Origin of the sequence: Streptococcus sp. 2022WUSS037 (assembly GCF_044427225.1) — a bacterium.
GTDB lineage: Bacteria > Bacillota > Bacilli > Lactobacillales > Streptococcaceae > Streptococcus.
The window spans coordinates 1-13,564 of record NZ_JAOTGJ010000040.1 but is presented as its reverse complement, the minus strand read 5'-3'; the positions used below and the strand labels follow the sequence as shown (position 1 = coordinate 13,564).

Here is a 13,564-nt window from a genome sequence, read left to right as displayed (position 1 = left end):
AATATATCCGCATGAGAACAGACCACAAAGTGGCTCTGAAGAAAATCAAACAACAAATTCTTGCCTTCTGTCTCCGACATGATTTTCGCTATACCGAGGGAAGCAGTAATTGGACACAGAAACATGTCCGCTGGCTCCGTTCCCTACATCCTGATGGACTTTACGCAGAGATTTTGACAGAATATCTATTGACCTATGAGAAATTAGTATATCAAATAGAACGGTATGATGCACGAATTGAGCAACTGGGTCAAAGCGACAGTTACCAAGAGAAGGTCTCACGGCTTTCTTGCTTTATCGGCATTAAAACACTAACTGCTCTTTCCATTGTGACAGAAATCGGTGATTTTAATCGCTTTGCGACAGCTCAACATTTTGCTTCTTATCTTGGGCTAACTCCTAGCGAAAATTCTAGCGGCGACAAGGAGAGAAGAGGTGCTATCACCAAAGCTGGGAATAGCCATGTGAGACGACTTCTGATAGAAGCTGCACAATCATTGGCTAAGGGGACGATTGGGTATAAATCCAAAGAATTGAAAAGGAGACAAAGTGGAAACCGAGTGGAGGTGATTGCTTATGCGGATAAGGCTAATGAACGCTTAAGAAGACGTTATCGCACACTTGTTCTAGGAAAAAATAAGAAACAAAATGTTGCTAAAACAGCTATTGCACGAGAATTGTCTGGTTTTATTTTGGGGATGATGACAGGAAGAATAGCTTGAAGTTAGCACTTGTTTTCATGTACACTTTTGACAATTACGTTTTATCATCGCAGAGCGATGAGGAATCCCTATTTCTATCCAAAATCACTGGGTGAATTTGGACAGAAATAAGGATTGAAATCATGTTTGAATGGAGAGTATCTTGAAGGAGTTTAGGACTTCAATGTTTGAGTCATCTACGAAATGACTAAGTGGCACAATTGTGATCCACGCTTATAGAGAGTAGGACTCGCGGCAGAACCATTGACCTGTAGGTAACCAATCCACGAATATCAGAGTGGCCAATGCCCGAAGCTAAGAACTAGGCTCTTTCTAGATACTTTTCATTTTTTATCAGTTCGATTGTTTTTTACTTGACAAAGGGCTTTACATATCAGTCATCTAAAACCGTAATCGGTTGTAAGTTTAATTTATCTAACACTTTCATCCTCCTCTGATTGCTGACTCGTTTGCATTTGGTAATATACGCCCTGCTTCTTCATCAACTCTCTATGATTCCCTTGTTCAACAATTTTTCCGTCCACCATGACCAAAATCAAGTCAGCTGATTGAATAGTTGATAGGCGATGAGCAATAATAAAGCTGGTCCGCCCTTCCATCAATTTGGTAAATGCTTCCTGTACTAAAATTTCTGTCCGTGTATCAATAGAGGAAGTCGCCTCATCTAAAATCAGGATTTTAGGTATCTTGACAAAGACACGCGCAATAGACAAAAGCTGACGTTGTCCCTGGGATAAGGCTTCACCTCCATCTGCTAAAAGCGTATCGTACCCCTGCGGAAGCTGACGAATAAAGAAGTCTGCATTAGCTGCCTTAGCCGCCTCAATGACCAATTCCCGCGTGGCATTTGGATAGCCATAGGCAATATTATCATGAATGGTGCCAGATTTAATCCAAGTCTCCTGTAAAACCATCCCAATCTGTCTGCGAAGATCCTCACGACTGTACTGGCTAATCGGAACTCCATCTAAAGTAATTTGACCAGCTGTTACATCGTAGAAACGCATAAGCAGGTTAATCATGGTTGATTTACCAGCTCCTGTCGGTCCAACAATGGCAACTTTCTGTCCAGATTTGACATCAATGTTCAACTGTTCTATCAGTGAACGGTCAGGGCTATAGGAGAAAGACACATTTTCAAAGGAAATAGCTCCCTTCAGCTCCTCTGAATCAATTTTCCGCTCAGCCTGATCGTCAATGCTATCTAGAGCCAAGATAGCAAACAGTCTGTCTGCACAAGCTAAGGCGCTCTGCAATTCCGATAGGACCGAGGAAATATCATTAAAAGGCTTGCTGTACTGACTAGCATAATTGAGAAAAGTTGTCAGAGACCCCACTGTAAAATTTCCTGCCATAATTCTCAACGCGCCAAGTCCTGCAAGTAAGGCATAAATAATAGCATTGATAAACCGCGTACTTGGATTGACCGTTGAAGAGGCAAAGATGGCCTGTTGGGAATATGTCGCATACTGGTCATTGACAACTTGAAAACCTTGCGTAAATTGCTCTTGAGCATTGAAAGATTGAACCAGTGTCAATTGACTGATGGACTCTTCCAAATGCTGAGATTGCTTCCCACGTGCCTGAGTCTGTTGTCTATAATAACCATAGGATTTCTTAGCGATATAGCGTGCCACAAGCAGAGAAACTGGAGTTAATGCCACAACCAGCAACATCATCGTCAAGTCAAGCCTAGCCATAGTGAAAATGGTTAGGAAAATAGTCAAAATACCAATGAAAAATTGATTGAAAATCATCAATAGACCATTTGTTAATTGCTCACTATCACTTGAAAAACGAGCCACCAAATCACCGACTGATTGACGATCAAGATAAGATAGGGGCATCTGGTGCAGCTTCACATAGACCTGTTCACGCAAATCGGCCACCATTCCGTAAACCAAGCGATTGGTTACTAGTGGGAGATACCATTGCACCAGCGTATTAAGCAAGATAACCATCACCATTTTGCCTAAGATACCGAGCAAGACCTGACCATTTGCTATCAATACTGCATCGACTGCCTGACCAATCAAAATCGGCAGATAAACTGTCAGAAGCACTTGCACCAAAGTTCCCACCAACATCAAGGACATTCGAAGAGGTTGGCGTAAAACCAATCTGACCAGTTCCTTAAAACTAGATTGTCTCATAGCTATCCTCCTCTCCTTGTTGTTGCGATTGGTGAATTTCTTGATAAATAGCAGAGCTTCTCAGCAAGTCCTCATGGCGACCAAGTCCAACTTGACGCCCTTGTTCCAAGACTAAAATCTGATCAGCTGTCCGTAAACTATTGGTTCTCTGAGATACCATTATTAAGGTTTGCTCAGGCAATTCACGACAAAGCGCAGCCAATAACCGACTCTCCGTCAGATAATCCAGAGCAGATGTTGCATCATCCAAGATTAAAATCGGTGCTTTCTGTAAAATAGCGCGTGCAATGGTCAAACGTTGACGCTGTCCACCAGAAAAATTCTTCCCAAAGGCTTCGACTGGACTATCCAAACCACCCTTGTCTTCTATGAAAGATTTAGCTTGAGCAATTTCTAATGCAGACCATAGGTCACTATCAGATATTTCTTCCAATCCTAAAGATAGATTAGAACGAATAGTTCCAGCAAAAAGCTGAGCCTGTTGCGGAACGATGGCAATTTGCTGCCGCCATTCTTTTAAATTCTTAGGACTTTTTCCGTCAATGAAGAGAGAGAGCTGATTTGTTGGCACTGAATAGAGTGCCTGCAATAAATCTACTAGGGTGGACTTACCTGACCCAGTTCCCCCGATAATTCCCATAAACAGTCCCTTACGTAAGTCAAAAGCAATGTCAGACAGGGACTCCTCAGCAGATTTTGGATAAGAAAAGGAAAGATGGCGCACAGAAAAGATGATCTCCTTATCCTCGCTAACCACTTTTGGTAAACTAGACTCTACATCCTCAGATGTTTGGTCAAAAACCTCTTGAATACGTTGCGCTGAAATATAGGTCTGGTTGAGAGTAGACACGACCATAATCATCTTGACCAATTCTACTAAAATTTGAAGAAGGTAGTTGATAAGAGCGACCAACATCCCTTGCTCCAGTAGGTTGTTTGAAATGGCTATATTTCCCTGCCAAATGAGAATGAGTAAGGTGCCGTTGACCACTAAAAATGTCAATGGTGATAAAAGACTAGACCAAAAACCTGCCTGCAACTGTTGCTTCTTATAAATCTGATTTATGCCTTGAAAAGCCTTAATTTCCCGCTCTCTTTGTCCAAATGCACGAATCACTCGCCAACCAGTCACTGTCTCACGTACCTGCCCCACCAAACCATCTAATTCTTTTCGCATCGATTGATAAATACGGCTGGTCATAACAGAAATGACTGTCACTATAAAAATCAATAGGATAATCATTCCTAGAAAATAGGCAGATAGACTTGGGCTAATATAGAATGCCATGATGAGCGAACCAAATACGACAATTGGAGCACGTAAAAACAAACGAAGAAAAGTATTAATACCCGTTTGAATTTGTAAAGTGTCGCTGGTCAATCGAGTCAGCAAGCTGGATGAGGAAAGAATATCTCGGCTAGACTTGGGAAGGGAAAGAACCTTCTGATACAAGTCATTCGTCAACTCTTTAGTCACTCCAACCGCTGCTTTAGATGAATAATATTGCGCTATTAGTGAAACAATAATTCCAATACATGCTAGACCAACCAGTAAAAAAAGCATAGCAACCAGGTTTCCCTGGCTGCCATTTGGAATAATTGTATCAACGATATAGGCGATAATTAATGGTACCAAAAGCTCAAAACAAGCTTCCAATAGTTTGAAAACTGGACCTAATATAGATTCCTTAATATAGTCCTTAAAATACCGTGATAAAAATTTCATATTAACGGTGCTCCAAAGCCTGAACCGCAGTAATCAAGGTCAAGTTGTAAACATCATCAGGGTTACAACCACGAGACAAGTCGTTTACAGGCTGATTCAAACCTTGTAAAACAGGACCTACCGCTGCAAATCCACCCATACGTTCGGCAATTTTATAACCAATATTACCAGCTGAGATACCTGGGAAGATAAATACAGTCGCTTGACCAGCAACACTCGAACCTGGGGCTTTTAATTTACCTGTGGTAGGAACAAAGGCAGCATCAAATTGCAATTCACCGTCCAAATCCAACTCAGGACGCAATTTTTGAGCAATTTTAGTTGCTTCAACCACCTTATCAACTTTAGGACCAGCACCAGAACCTTTTGTTGAATAGCTAAGCATTGCAACTTTTGGATTGATACCAAACATTTTAGCAGTACGTGCTGAGTTGATAGCGATTTCTGCCAAGGTTTGAGCATCTGGATCAATGTTGATAGCACAGTCACCAAAAATATAACGCTCTTCACCTTTTACCATCAAGAAGGCACCTGATGTTTTCGATACACCTGGCTCTGTTTTAATGATTTGAAGAGCTGGACGAACTGTTGAAGCGGTTGAATGAATCGCACCAGATACCATACCTTCTACTACGCCCATATATACCAACATAACACCAAAGTAGTTAACATCTTTCAACAACTCATGTGCCTGCTCTTCTGATACCTTACCTTTACGGCGCTCTACCAAAGCAGCTACCATCTCATCATATCTATCATAATGAGCTGGGTCAATAATTTCAAAACCTTCTGTAATCCCTTCAATGTCAAGGTAAATCTTAATACGATCTGGGTTTCCAAGCAAGACGGGTACTACATCCGACTCATTTACCAAACGTTTTGTCGCCTGCAAGATACGTGGTTCTTCACCTTCTGGCAATACGATACGTACTTTTTTACCCTCTAGCTTTGTAGCTAATTGCTCAAAAATTTTCATGAACAAACTCCTTAAATTTATTTACTTATTAACTGATTGATAACAGCCTGAAAATCCTCAGGAAGCGGTGCTTCCAAATCAATCCTTTCGGCTGAAAAAGGATTGTCGAAGGCCAAATTATGACAATGTAAGGCTTGACGTTCTATCCCACATTCCAAACTTCCACCATACATATCATCTCCTAACAATGGAAATCCAATGTGAGAAAAATGAACACGAATCTGATGAGTTCGCCCAGTATGTAGTTGAATATCTACTAAATGAATATCTCCCCAAGATTGCACAACACGATAGGAAGTATGGGCATATTTTCCAGTCTTTGTCACACATCGAGTAATGATACTGTCTGCTGGTCGACCAATTGGCGCAATGATATCCCCCTCTTTTTCTAAAACACCATCCCCCTTAACCAAGGCAAAATAGCGCTTATGAATCAGCTTGGCCTGCAACTGCTTATCAAGTCGAGCATGAGCATAGCCATGTTTGGCAAAAAGCATGATACCCGAAGTATCCCTATCCAACCGCGTTACGATATGAACCTGCTTATTTTCATAATCTTGATCGACGAGATAACCTTTCACAAAATTAGCAATAGTGGAGGAATGCAGAGCTGACGGAATAGAAGCATATCCAACCGGCTTATTGATTGCTAGAAAATGGTCGTCTTCATAGACGATATCCAGCGGATAAGAAATCGGTTTCAAACTTCCCGTTAAATCCTCCTCAGCAGGTATGTCAATTGTAACCCTATCTCCAATATCAAGCAAGTAAGTTGCATTTTGCTCAATATCGTTGACCCAGATATTGCCACCTGTGTACTTGATTTTGGCCAACAAACCTTTTGAAACACCGTGCTTTTTCAGGAATGTCTTAATTTTCGTATGCTGGTCCGCAATGAATTCAAACTGCATTACTCCACCTCTCCAATAAAGGCATCCTTCACACGATTCCAAAAACTAGTATGGCTCGGGGTGGCAACAAAGTGAATTTTATGCTGGTCAATCTGGTACTCAATCTTGTCAATGTTGTCATAGACATAGGTCTTATTATCCACTGCAATAGAGTAGCGGTCACTATGCTTGGGTTCAATCACAATCTTATCTTTTTTGGGGACAACAACGGATGAACCTAAGGTGCGGTAAACACGATTGTTCAAACTTGCCACTTCTGCAATCTGCAATGCCTCGATTGTTGGATGTAAAACAGCACCACCTAATGACTTGTTATAGGCTGTTGAGCCTGTCGGCGTTGAAACCGAAATTCCATCCCCTCTAAAGCGTTCGAAGGGCACATTGTTAATAATAATATCTGCGACCATGGTCTTAGAAAGACGTTTTACTGTCGCCTCATTTAAGGCACGCGCCTCGACAATGCGACCATCTGTCATCTTGACCTTAACATTTAAAATCGGATACGATACTCTAGCACCTGTATCAAGCTTAAGATTTTCAATCAGCTTGTCCACTTCAAAATCGCGATAATCTGTATAAAACCCCAAATGACCCGTGTGAATTCCTACAAAACGCACACGATCAATCAACTTTTCATACTTATGAAAGGCTGACAACAGCATACCATCTCCCCCAATGGAAATGACAATATCTGGATTTTTGGGTGTCAAAATAAAATTAGCTTCTTTTAACTTTGCCCATAATTCTTTGGACACCGCTTCACTCTTAGGATTTCGACTAGCGAGCAGAGCGATTTTTTTTCTACCTGTATTCTTCATCTGTATCATCACTGTTGCCCACGCCGTCATTCAGTTTGCGATAGGCAGGATCAAATAAGGCCTGCGCTTCTTGAATGTCGTTGCGGATTTTTCGCATCTCCTCATCTAATTCATAGGCAATTTTTGCTGTAACTTCCAAGCGTTTCTTGATTTCTTCTGGAAAATTCCCCTTATATTTATAATTCAGAGAATGTTCAATTGTAGCCCAGAAATTCATGGAAAGGGTTCGAATCTGGATTTCTGCCAGAACCGTCTCGTTGCCATTTATAGTATCCACAGGATACTCAATCACCACATGATATGAACGGTAGCCAGAGGCTTTCATATTGTTGATATAATCCCGTTCATGCACAATTTGCATATCCTTGCGTTTACGTAAAATTGCCAAAACTTCCTCAATATCGTCTACAAATTGAACCATAATCCGAAGTCCAGCAATATCCTGCATATCTTGAGCAAGATTTTCCAACTTGATATGCCGCAGGGCCATTTTTTCTTTAATGGATTCAATCGGTTTTACCCGTCCTGTGACAAACTCAATTGGAGAATGCCGATTAGCCTTGCGATACTGCTTGCGAATCCCCCGCAGTTTGATTTTCAATTCACCAACTGTCTGAATATAGGGGTCTAAAAATTCTTCCCAGTTAAAGTCCATACGGCCCCTTTCTTGTCAAAACTTTTAAATTGTATTAGAATAACACAAAGACTAATCTATTATAACACATTGAAAGGGTTTACTGCATGAAAAACCACCTTGAAATTGAGTATAAAACCTTACTGACCAAATCCGAATACAAACGCCTGCTTACTGACTTTTCAGATGTGAGCCCAATTCTTCAAACAAACCACTACATTGATACCCCAGACCTAGATATGAAGAATCACCGCTTTTCACTTCGTATTCGTACATTTGAAGACTCAGCAGAACTAACCTTAAAAATTCCACAAGAAGTCGGAAATCAAGAATATAACCAAGCTCTAGACATCCAAACTGCTCATCATTTACTGGAAAATTTTCAACTACCAGCAGGACAAATTTCTGACATTATTTCTGCAACAGAGATTCCACTTGATAAACTTGCTGTCTGGGGAAGCCTCACGACAAAACGCTACGAGAAACAGACATCTATAGGTCTTATGGCCCTCGATGAAAATGATTATGTGGGACAAAAAGATTATGAATTAGAAGTCGAAGTGACCGATGCAGATGCAGGGAAAATTCTTTTTGATGAATTCCTTAAGAAGAAATCAATTCAATTCAAATATGCTAGTAGTAAGGTCGCACGAACAGCTGCCTACATGAAATAACTATAAAAAATCAGCCAAATAAGGTTGATTTTTTAGTTTCACTACTGAAAATTTTTCATTTTTTTGATAGAATAGAACTATCTATTGTAAAAAATACTTTTATGTCATCATAAAAGCTCAGTGTGTAAAAGGAGTTACTTTAAAATGGTACAACCACTCGGTGAACATAACATTAAATTATTCTCACTCAATAGCAACCGTGATATTGCTGAAAAAATTGCTGATTCTGCTGGAATTCCTCTTGGAAAACTGTCTTCTCGTCAGTTTTCTGATGGTGAGATTCAAATTAACATTGAAGAATCTGTACGTGGCGTAGACGTCTACATTATCCAATCAACAAGCTATCCGGTCAATAATCACTTGTGGGAATTATTGATTATGATCGATGCTTGTAAACGTGCTAGTGCCAACACCATCACAGCGGTCATCCCTTATTTTGGCTATGCTCGTCAAGACCGTACCGCTTCTCCACGCGAACCAATTACAGCTAAATTAGTTGCAAATATGCTGGTTAAAGCTGGTGTCGACCGTGTATTGACTCTTGATTTGCACGCTTCACAAATTCAAGGTTTCTTTGATATTCCAGTAGACAATCTCCTTACAGAACCACTTTTTGCAGCCTACTACATGGAAAAAGGACTCTGCGGAGAAGATGTCGTCATTGTGAGTCCTAAAAATTCTGGTATCAAACGCGCACGTAATATCGCTGAATTTCTAAATGCACCGATCGCCATTATTGACTACGCACAAGATGATTCAGAGCGTGCAGAAGGCTATATTATTGGTGATGTTGCTGGTAAAAAAGCTATTTTGGTGGACGATATTCTCAATACTGGTCGCACTTTCTCACAAGCTTCAAAAATTGTCCAAGAAGGTGGTGCTACTGAAATTTATGCAGTTGCCAGCCATGGTCTCTTTGCGGGAACTGCAGCCCAACTCTTAGATGAAGCACCAATCAAAGAAATATTAGTTACCGATTCTGTTGCAAGCAAAGAACAGCATCCTAAAAATATCGCCTTCCTAACAGCTAGTGACTTGATTGCAGATGCCATCCACCGCATCCAAGAACATCAGCCACTCAGCCCACTTTTCAAATTTACTAGTCCTGAAAAAGAAAACTAGGAGTAAACTCTTTGATTTATTTAGATAATGCAGCGACCACTGCTCTATCTCCTACTGCACTCCAACGGATGATGGAAGTGGCTCAAGAAAATTATGGAAACCCCTCCAGTATCCATCAAAGCGGTCGGAAAGCCAATCAATATCTTAGACAAAGTCGTCAAGAGATTGCTCAGATCCTCTCCGCCTCTCCTGAACAAATTATTTTCACATCTGGAGGCTCCGAAGCTGATACTTTAGCTATTCAAGGCTATGCACTTGCACATCAATCCAAAGGAAAACACCTGATTACTACGGCTATCGAACACCATGCTGTCCTCCATACCATGCAATATCTAGAGGAGCGGTTTGGGTTCGAGGTAACCTATATCCACCCAGTCGATCAAGTAATCACCGCTCAACAAATTCAGGATGCCCTTCGACCAGATACTATTTTAGTCAGCGTCATGTTTGCTAACAATGAGACCGGTCAACTACTTCCTATCAAGGAAATTGGAGAGCTCCTAGCCGATCATCAGGCCGTCTTTCATGTAGATGCTGTTCAAGCAATTGGAAAAATTGCAATTGCTCCCTCTGACTACGGAATTGACTTCCTCGCAGCCTCTGCCCATAAATTCCATGGTCCAAAGGGGATGGGCTTCCTGTATAGTAAAGTTCATAAATTTGATTCCTTGATCCACGGCGGAAAGCAGGAACAGCAACATCGAGCAGGTACTGAGAACCTCCCTGCCATTGCTGCTATGGCGACTGCCCTGACAGAACAATATGAGTCCTTAGATACGCATCATAAGCATGTCAGTGAACTGCGACAACATATTATCGAGAGATTGTCTGGCTTAGACTATTATCTCAATCAGGCTGGACCTCATCTCCCTCATGTCCTTAATATCGGTTTTCCTGGTAAACTTAATGAACAACTACTCATGCAACTAGATTTGGCAGGTATCGCTGTTTCTAGCGGTTCCGCATGTACGGCAGGTATTGTCCAAAATAGCCATGTTTTAGAAGCTATGTATGGAAAAGACTCCCATCGTCTGAAAGAATCCATTCGTATCAGCCTATCTGAAATCAATACAAAAGAAGAGATAGATACTCTCATCATCGAACTAAAGAAAATACTTGGAGGTTAAAATGGCATTCCAACAATCAGTTACCTTAAAAGATTGTAATTTTACTTATCACATTAGCCCTGCTATCAAAAAATATACACTCCGTGATAACACCTTTGAACAAAGCAAAGCAGGTCACTATCAGCTTACACGTCTTCTGGAAGAAATTCCAAATTCAAACCAAGGATTCCTCTTGAAAATTATTATCAATCAAGACCTAACTGGTTTTAAAATTAACATTACCGACAAGTCTGGTCTTCATCTGGTAAACATTTTTAAGCCAGAAAGTAACAAGGTTATTCAAGAAAAATTCTATTTCCTCATGGATAGCTTGATTGACCGTGACATCTTTACAAAAGAGGGTTAGTATGATTGAAATTCACTATCTTGATGCTTATAAGCAAGAACGTATCCAAACATTTGAGAATAAAGATGCAGCTATTCTGGCTTTTTCCGGTTGCTTAACCCTCCCAGACTATTATCCAGTTACCAGCATTACACAAGACGGACAAGCTCTGGATTACAAAGGGACAATCGGGGATCTCTATCGCTATTTACAAACACTAGATTAGACAGTTTCCTGTTTAATCTTTTTTTAAAATCAATCTGTTGATTTTTTCACAAACTTGGACTAGAATAGAATAAAGAACTGTTTAATATATAAATAATCGATAAAGCGTATTCTATCGAAATAAAGGAGTCTAAAGTGAAAAACGATAAAAAATCTGATATTCCACGCGCAACTGCCAAACGTCTCTCCCTCTACTATCGCATTTTTAAACGTTTCTATGCAGGAAATATTGAAAAAGCTAGTTCAAAAGAAATTGCCGAAGCTATCGGAATCGACTCAGCTACCGTCCGCCGAGATTTTTCCTATTTTGGAGAGCTTGGTCGTCGTGGCTTTGGCTACAATGTCAAAGAGTTGATGGATTTCTTTGCGGATATTCTAAATGATACCTCCATCACCAATGTTATGCTTGTTGGAGTCGGGAATATGGGGCGGGCCTTGCTACACTATCGCTTCCACGAACGAAATAAAATGAAAATAGTCATGGCTTTTGAGGCAGATGATAATCCAGCTGTTGGAACGACAGATGAAAATATCCCAATCCATGCAATCTCAGAAATCAAGGAACGTATCAGCGAAGCAAACTCTCAGACAGCTATTCTAACGGTACCCAGCGTCAAAGCGCAAGAAGTGACTGATATTCTTGTTGAAGCTGGTGTTAAGGGAATTCTGAGCTTTTCACCAGTTAACTTGTCTGTCCCAAAAGATGTCGTTGTTCAGTATGTTGATTTGACTAGTGAATTACAGACACTACTCTACTTTATGCGAAAAGGATAAGCAATGAAAAAACCAGTTATTGGTATTTCTGGAAATGAAATCGAGTAGGGACTAATTTCTAGTCCCTCTCACACCACCGTGCGTGCCGTTCGGCACACGGCGGTTCAACTAACTTTTAACGCATGTCGTTTTAGATAATAATCTAAGCAAGAAACCAGTCCACGTTTAGCGAGGACTGGTTTTGATATGGCACGTTTCAGTATTGACCTCTGAGCCACTAATTGATAATGGTCACCCCAGCCAGATACTTTATCCGCTATCCACTTCGGTACTCCTAATTTGAGAAGTCCCCATAATCGCCTAGATTTCTTCTTCCATTGTTTCCAGATAATAACTCTTAGTCGAGTTCTCAGACGTTCATCGATACTTTCCATGACTGATTTCATGTTCGTCATAGAAAAGTAGTTTATCCATCCTCGAATAACCCAGTTTAGTTGCTCAATTCGGCTGTCTAAGTCAATACTCCACTTACGGGCCGTTAGTTTCTTGAGTTTTCTCTTGAAACTCTGTACGCTATCCTGATGCGGACGACTTTTCCAGCCCTCAGATGATTTCCAGAACCCAAATCCTAGATACTTCAATTTGTTCGGTCTCACAATCCTAGTCTTGGTCATGTTGACTTTCAATCCTAATCGTTTTTCAATGTAACGACTAATTGAATGCATCACACGTTTAGCCGCCGCCTCACTACCAACTGTGATGACACAGTCATCTGCGTAGCGAACAAAGCGAAGTCCGCGATTTTCCAGCTCTTTATCTAGCTCATTAAGCATGATATTGGACAGGAGCGGTGATAGATTTCCTCCCTGTGGCGTTCCAACTAATGTTTTATGTCGTTGTCCGTTGATGACCACACCTGAATGAAGATACTTACGAATTAAAGATTCTGTATCCCCATCTTGGATAATGTTATGAACAAGCGACATCAGTCTATCTTGAGGAACGGTATCGTCAACTTCTCCAGGTCTATGTCTACTATCCACTCATAACCATCATTAAGGTATTCTAATAACTGGATAACAGCTTGTTCGCATGACCGATTGGGTCTGAATCCGTAGCTCTTCTCAGAGAAATAGGGTTCACAAATAGGACTAATGACTTGGACAATAGCTTGTTGTATCATTCTATCCATGACCGTTGGGATACCTAGCTGGCGAACTCCGCCGTTAGGTTTGGGAATTTCAACTCGTAAAACTGGCTGAGGCTTGTACTTTCTCTGCTTTATGAGTTCTTTAGTTGAACGCCAGTGCTTGCGGAGATAGTCATCTATTTCGTCAATAGTTACGCCGTCAATTCCTGCTGAACCTTTATTGGCTCTAACTTGATTGTAAGCGTCCAACATATTTGAACGGGATAGGATATTATCTAATAACTGTG

General features: G+C 40.8%; 13 protein-coding genes and 1 pseudogene. 7 read left to right on the top strand and 7 right to left on the bottom strand.

All coding sequences use genetic code 11. The features are described from left to right. Positions 1–722 (top strand): transposase (locus tag ODU55_RS10470; RefSeq protein WP_398582789.1); only part of this gene is annotated, 722 nt, incomplete at its 5' end. Between the two features lie 410 nt (positions 723–1,132). Here the strand turns inward: ODU55_RS10470 and ODU55_RS10465 are convergent. The 6 genes from ODU55_RS10465 to ODU55_RS10440 are packed head-to-tail and all read right to left on the bottom strand — an operon-like array spanning position 1,133 to position 7,961. Beyond that, positions 1,133–2,875: an ABC transporter ATP-binding protein gene (locus tag ODU55_RS10465; protein ID WP_398582788.1), complete on the bottom strand. Its 1,743-nt coding sequence runs from the start codon at positions 2,873–2,875 to the stop codon at positions 1,133–1,135. Further along, positions 2,862–4,601 carry an ABC transporter ATP-binding protein gene (locus ODU55_RS10460; RefSeq protein WP_398582787.1) on the bottom strand — a complete coding sequence of 580 codons (1,740 nt, stop codon included), beginning with the start codon at positions 4,599–4,601 and terminating at the stop codon, positions 2,862–2,864. Before ODU55_RS10460 ends, ODU55_RS10465 begins: the two co-directional genes overlap by 14 nt. A 1-nt stretch (position 4,602) precedes the next feature. Then, positions 4,603–5,577 carry a phosphate acetyltransferase gene (pta, locus tag ODU55_RS10455; RefSeq protein ID WP_398582786.1) on the bottom strand — a complete coding sequence of 325 codons (975 nt, stop codon included), beginning with the start codon at positions 5,575–5,577 and terminating at the stop codon, positions 4,603–4,605. A 17-nt stretch (positions 5,578–5,594) separates the two neighbouring features. Next, entirely contained in the window at positions 5,595–6,488 is an 894-nt protein-coding gene (locus ODU55_RS10450; protein ID WP_398582785.1) for an RluA family pseudouridine synthase, read from the bottom strand. Further along, positions 6,488–7,306: an NAD kinase gene (locus tag ODU55_RS10445; RefSeq protein WP_398582790.1), complete on the bottom strand. Its 819-nt coding sequence runs from the start codon at positions 7,304–7,306 to the stop codon at positions 6,488–6,490. Before ODU55_RS10445 ends, ODU55_RS10450 begins: the two co-directional genes overlap by 1 nt. Continuing rightward, the gene (locus tag ODU55_RS10440; RefSeq protein WP_002935242.1) at positions 7,290–7,961 is read right to left on the bottom strand and encodes a GTP pyrophosphokinase family protein; all 672 of its coding nucleotides are present in this window, start codon (positions 7,959–7,961) and stop codon (positions 7,290–7,292) included. The genes ODU55_RS10445 and ODU55_RS10440 overlap by 17 nt, the downstream gene beginning before the upstream one ends. A gap of 86 nt (positions 7,962–8,047) precedes the next feature. Between ODU55_RS10440 and ODU55_RS10435 the strand changes: the two genes are divergently transcribed. The 6 genes from ODU55_RS10435 (at position 8,048) to ODU55_RS10410 (ending at position 12,187) form a co-directional block, all read left to right on the top strand. After that, positions 8,048–8,614 (top strand): CYTH domain-containing protein, encoded by a 567-nt coding sequence (locus ODU55_RS10435; RefSeq protein ID WP_029186801.1) that lies wholly within the window; start codon positions 8,048–8,050, stop codon positions 8,612–8,614. 144 nt (positions 8,615–8,758) lie between these two features. Next, positions 8,759–9,736 carry a ribose-phosphate diphosphokinase gene (locus tag ODU55_RS10430; protein WP_398582784.1) on the top strand — a complete coding sequence of 326 codons (978 nt, stop codon included), beginning with the start codon at positions 8,759–8,761 and terminating at the stop codon, positions 9,734–9,736. A gap of 11 nt (positions 9,737–9,747) precedes the next feature. After that, positions 9,748–10,863: a cysteine desulfurase family protein gene (locus ODU55_RS10425; protein ID WP_398582783.1), complete on the top strand. Its 1,116-nt coding sequence runs from the start codon at positions 9,748–9,750 to the stop codon at positions 10,861–10,863. Between the two features lies 1 nt (position 10,864). Next, positions 10,865–11,209: a DUF1831 domain-containing protein gene (locus ODU55_RS10420; protein WP_024402190.1), complete on the top strand. Its 345-nt coding sequence runs from the start codon at positions 10,865–10,867 to the stop codon at positions 11,207–11,209. Between the two features lies 1 nt (position 11,210). Continuing rightward, complete coding sequence (locus ODU55_RS10415; RefSeq protein ID WP_024378702.1) at positions 11,211–11,414, top strand: DUF4649 family protein; 204 nt, start codon at positions 11,211–11,213, stop codon at positions 11,412–11,414. Positions 11,415–11,548: 134 nt separating this feature from the next. Further along, positions 11,549–12,187, top strand: coding sequence for a redox-sensing transcriptional repressor Rex (locus ODU55_RS10410; protein ID WP_002935251.1), 639 nt, complete (start codon positions 11,549–11,551; stop codon positions 12,185–12,187). 104 nt (positions 12,188–12,291) lie between these two features. On the opposite strand, the pseudogene ltrA reads toward ODU55_RS10410, so the two are convergent. Then, a pseudogene (gene ltrA, locus ODU55_RS10405) lies at positions 12,292–13,564 on the bottom strand (group II intron reverse transcriptase/maturase); the annotation flags it as partial.

Excerpts from the sequence above, each read along its gene's own strand:
- ODU55_RS10465 (WP_398582788.1), bottom strand. The coding sequence starts at position 2,875 with ATGAGACAATCTAGTTTTAAGGAACTGGTCAGATTGGTTTTACGCCAA.
- ODU55_RS10460 (WP_398582787.1), bottom strand. The coding sequence starts at position 4,601 with ATGAAATTTTTATCACGGTATTTTAAGGACTATATTAAGGAATCTATA.
- pta (WP_398582786.1), bottom strand. The coding sequence starts at position 5,577 with ATGAAAATTTTTGAGCAATTAGCTACAAAGCTAGAGGGTAAAAAAGTA.
- ODU55_RS10450 (WP_398582785.1), bottom strand. The coding sequence starts at position 6,488 with ATGCAGTTTGAATTCATTGCGGACCAGCATACGAAAATTAAGACATTC.
- ODU55_RS10445 (WP_398582790.1), bottom strand. The coding sequence starts at position 7,306 with ATGAAGAATACAGGTAGAAAAAAAATCGCTCTGCTCGCTAGTCGAAAT.
- ODU55_RS10440 (WP_002935242.1), bottom strand. The coding sequence starts at position 7,961 with ATGGACTTTAACTGGGAAGAATTTTTAGACCCCTATATTCAGACAGTT.
- ODU55_RS10435 (WP_029186801.1), top strand. The coding sequence starts at position 8,048 with ATGAAAAACCACCTTGAAATTGAGTATAAAACCTTACTGACCAAATCC.
- ODU55_RS10430 (WP_398582784.1), top strand. The coding sequence starts at position 8,759 with ATGGTACAACCACTCGGTGAACATAACATTAAATTATTCTCACTCAAT.
- ODU55_RS10420 (WP_024402190.1), top strand. The coding sequence starts at position 10,865 with ATGGCATTCCAACAATCAGTTACCTTAAAAGATTGTAATTTTACTTAT.
- ODU55_RS10415 (WP_024378702.1), top strand. The coding sequence starts at position 11,211 with ATGATTGAAATTCACTATCTTGATGCTTATAAGCAAGAACGTATCCAA.